Here is a 3793-nt window from a genome sequence, read left to right as displayed (position 1 = left end):
ACCTGAGGCCCTTGCCGCCCCGCCGGGCACCCACCCGCGCACCCGCACCCCGGCCGGACTCCCCGGCCGGGGTGCGGTGCGTCAGGGCGCGAACAGCTCGTCCTGCGCCGCGTCCCGGGCCGCGAGCAGGGCCCCGCGCAGCACCGCCCGGTCCCCGAGTCCGCTGGGCCGGACCTCCGCGTCGAGCGGGGTGAGGGCGGCGAGCCGGGTCCGCACCCGGGCGGCGAGCGACGCGCCGCCCGCGTGGCCGAGTTCGCCGCCCAGGACGATCAGGCCTGGGTCCAGTACGGAGACCACGGCCGCCGCGCCGATGGCGATCCGCTCGGCGAGCACGTCGAGGAACGGGCCGTCCGCCTCGCGCACCAGGGTCTCGGCGCCGCCGCTCAGCCCGTGCCCGGCGGCGAGCCGGACCACCGCCTCGGCGCCCGCGAGCGCGTGGAACCCGCCGTCGCAGCCGGTCGCGGACGGCAGCCCCCCGGTGCCCGGGACGGGCAGGAAGCCGATCTCGCCCGCGCCGCCGGAAGCGCCCCGGCGCAGCTTCCCGTCCAGGAAGACCGCGGCCCCCACGCCCTGACCCAGCCAGAACAGCACGAAGTCGGACTGGCCGCGCGCGGCGCCCAGGCGGTGTTCGGCCATCGCCGCCAGGTTCACCTCGTTCTCGACGAGGACCGCGGCCGACAGCCGCCCGTGCAGGGCGGGGACCAGGGCCCGGTGCCAGGCGGGCAGCCCCGTGCTGTCGCGCAGCTCGCCCGTCGCCGGGTCGATCAGACCGGGCGCCCCGATCCCGATGCTGTGCAGCCGCTCGGCGCCCGCCTCCTTCGCGGTGCGCTCCAGCAGCGCCACCGCCTGCTCCACGGCGGGTCCCGTCCCCGCCTCGGCGCCGATCGGCAGGGCGGCCCGGGCGAGGGGCGCGCCGAGCAGGTCCGCCACGAGCACCGTGACGCTGTCGGTGCGCACGTCGAGGGCGGCGAGGTGCGCCCGGTCCGCGACGATCCCGTACAGCTTGGCGTTGGGTCCGCGCCGCTCGGCGCCGGACTCCCCCACGACCTGGACCAGCCCCGAGCCCTGGAGCCGTTCGACCAGGTCGGCGACGGTGGGCCGGGACAGTCCGGTGAGCTTCTTGAGCTGACCCGCCGTCAGCGGCCCCTCGTCCTGGAGCAGACGCAGGGCGAGGCGGTCGTTGATGACCCGGGCGGTGCTCGGTGATGCGGGCATGCCGGAATCCTTCCAGACGACCGAAACCCGATGGACGGGCGGTGTATTTATCAGGCAGGGTTCCTGATAGTTTATCGCGGGCACTGGACCACAGCGACCATTTCCAGGGGAGGACCGGCCGGATGAGGACCGAAGCGGACGTCGGCGCACGGCAGTTGAGGCGGGCCAGGATCGCGATCGCCGCGGTGTTCTGCGTCCACGGCACGGTCACCGGGAACTTCGCCACCCGGGTCCCGTGGATCCAGGAGCACACCGGCATCTCCACCGGCCAGCTGGGTCTGGCGCTGGCGTTCCCCGCCATCGGCTCCTCGCTGCTGATGCCGCTCTCGGGCGCGGTCACGCACCGCTTCGGCGCGCGCCGGGCGCTGCGCGGGCTGCTCGCCCTGTGGACCCTGGCCCTCGCCCTCCCGGCGCTCGCGCCGAACCTCTACACGCTCTGTGGGGCGCTCTTCGTCTTCGGGGCCACGGCGGGCCTGTCGGACGTGGCCATGAACGCGCTGGGCGTGGAGACCGAGGACCGGCTGGGGCGGTCCATCATGTCGGGGCTGCACGGCATGTGGAGCGCGGGCGCCCTGATCGGCTCGACCGCCGGCACGCTCGCCGCGCACCTCGGTGTCGACGCGCGCGTGCACCACCTCGTCGCGGCGGCCGTCCTCACCGCGCTGGGCGCGCTCGTCTGCGGCGCCGTGCTGGATCTGCGCAGCGCGCCCGGCGAGGCGCCGCCGCCGCGCTTCACCCTGCCGCCGAGGACGGCGGTGGTGATCGGCCTCGTCGCGTTCTGCGCGGTCTTCGCCGAGGGCGCGAGCCTGGACTGGTCGGCGGTCTATCTGCGGGACACCCTGGACGCCTCGGCGGGGCTCGCCGCCGCCTCGACCACCGCGTTCACCCTGACCATGACGGTGGCGCGGATCGCGGGCGACCGGGTCGTGGACCGGTTCGGCGCGGTACGGACGGTCCGCTGCGGCGGTGTGCTGGCCACGGCGGGCGGGCTCGCGGTGGTCCTGGCGCCCGCGCCGGCCGTGGCGATGGCCGGGTTCGCCCTGGTGGGCCTGGGGGTCGCGGTCGTGGTGCCGCTCGCCTTCGCGGCGGCCGGGCGCAGCGGCCCCAACCCGAGCCAGGCGATAGCGGGCGTCGCCACCATCACGTACACCTCGGGCCTCGTGGCCCCCTCGACGATCGGCGGCATCGCCGATCTGACCTCCCTGGTGGTGTCGTTCGGCCTGGTCACGGTGTTGGCGCTGGGGCTGGTGGCGGGCGCGGACGTGCTGCGTACGGGAGCGCGCGCCCGGAAGGCGGGCGGCGGGGACGCCGTGGAGGCGGCGCCGGCACGGTCCACCGGCGCCGCCCCGTAGCCCTCGGCTGACAGCAGACATCAGGCGTCGGGTGCTCGCGCTCCGCCTCAGCCGGCGATCGAGTCCAGTTGTTCGGCGGCGGGCCGCAGCGCCCACAGGTCGCCGCCGGGCGGGGCCTGGAGCCTCGGGACGGCCGCGCGGGCCCTCCGGTCGCCCGCGTCGGCCGCCGCGTGCACCACGTCGCTCGCCGCGTACCGGTAGAACTCCAGCTCCGGGTGGGGCCAGACGGACGCCCCGGTGGCCGCGGGCAGCAGATAGTCCACGGCTTTGAACAGGCTCTGCCCCTGCGGCCCCCGGTAGCCCCACAGGTCCACGCCCACGTGCCGGCCGATCGCGGCGAGTCTGCTGTACGCCACCAAATCGAAGGCCGAGTAGTGCCAGCTGCGGGTGCGGGCGAGTTCCTGGGGCTGGCTGCCATCGGCGGCGATCTGCGGATCGACCCTCAGATTCGCGGCGGCCCGGACGGTGTCCGCGGCCAGCGCCCGGTCGCCGGTGGCGAGGGCGAGCGCGGCGATCTGCATGTCCTGGAAGGTGCCGTGGTTGTTCTTGGCGGCCGACTCCTCCTTGCCGAAGGGCGAGGTCAGCAGCCAGTTCAGGAACTCCTTGTTCCAGTCGCGCATCCGCGTGCGGTCCTCGGCCCGCCAGCCGGGCGCGCCCAGGTCGAGGACGGCGACCGCGTCCAGGACCCCGGTGTACTGCTGGGAGAAGTCGATGATGCCGATCGCCCGGCCGTCGTACTTGCAGGGGATGAACTGGCCGTGGTCGAGGTTGGGGTTCATCCGGGTCGCCGGGTCCAGGAACCAGGTGCGCAGGGCGGTCGAGGCCTGCTCGGCGTACCGGGCCCGGCCGGTGTAGTACCAGGCGAGGCTGAGCGTGGTCACCGAGCTCACCACCCTGCCGAGGTCGGGGCGGTCGGTGCCGGTGTCCACCTCGGGGTTGCGCTGCCCGTCCTTCTGTACGTACGGGCAGCCCCGGGGGTTGTCGGCGGTCCTGGGCCGGGAGGGCCACCAGTACGGCGCCTGGCTGAGGTAGTCGTGGGGGTCGCCGCCGGGCGCGGGCTCCGGTTTGTCCACCACCGTCCAGGGCCCCTGGCCGAGCCAGCCGTCGGCCGCCGCGGTCAGCTTCCCGACGGCGGTGCGCAGTGCGGGGTCGCCCGCGTCGAGCCGCAGCCGCGCGTCCCTCATCCGCGCGCCGTCGACGACCACGGTGTGCGGGGCCCGGAGGGG

Annotated in this window: 3 protein-coding genes; 1 reads left to right on the top strand and 2 read right to left on the bottom strand. The window is 75.5% G+C overall.

Annotation, left to right across the window (positions count from 1 at the left end; translation table 11 throughout):
• Positions 1 to 81: 81 nt before the first annotated feature.
• Positions 82 to 1215 (bottom strand): ROK family transcriptional regulator, encoded by a 1134-nt coding sequence (locus ACJA3G_RS32495; RefSeq protein ID WP_406556621.1) that lies wholly within the window; start codon positions 1213 to 1215, stop codon positions 82 to 84.
• A 122-nt stretch (positions 1216 to 1337) separates the two neighbouring features.
• Between ACJA3G_RS32495 and ACJA3G_RS32490 the strand changes: the two genes are divergently transcribed.
• Positions 1338 to 2567 (top strand): MFS transporter, encoded by a 1230-nt coding sequence (locus tag ACJA3G_RS32490; protein WP_406556620.1) that lies wholly within the window; start codon positions 1338 to 1340, stop codon positions 2565 to 2567.
• Between the two features lie 47 nt (positions 2568 to 2614).
• Here the strand turns inward: ACJA3G_RS32490 and ACJA3G_RS32485 are convergent.
• Positions 2615 to 3793, bottom strand: a 1179-nt coding sequence (locus ACJA3G_RS32485; protein WP_406556619.1) for an alginate lyase family protein, incomplete at its 5' end; no start/stop codon positions are given.

Source organism: Streptomyces sp. YS-3 (assembly GCF_045257485.1).
Taxonomy (GTDB): Bacteria; Actinomycetota; Actinomycetes; order Streptomycetales; family Streptomycetaceae; genus Streptomyces.
The sequence above is the reverse complement of the archived record's forward strand: the minus strand, read 5'-3'. Positions and strand labels throughout refer to the sequence as shown.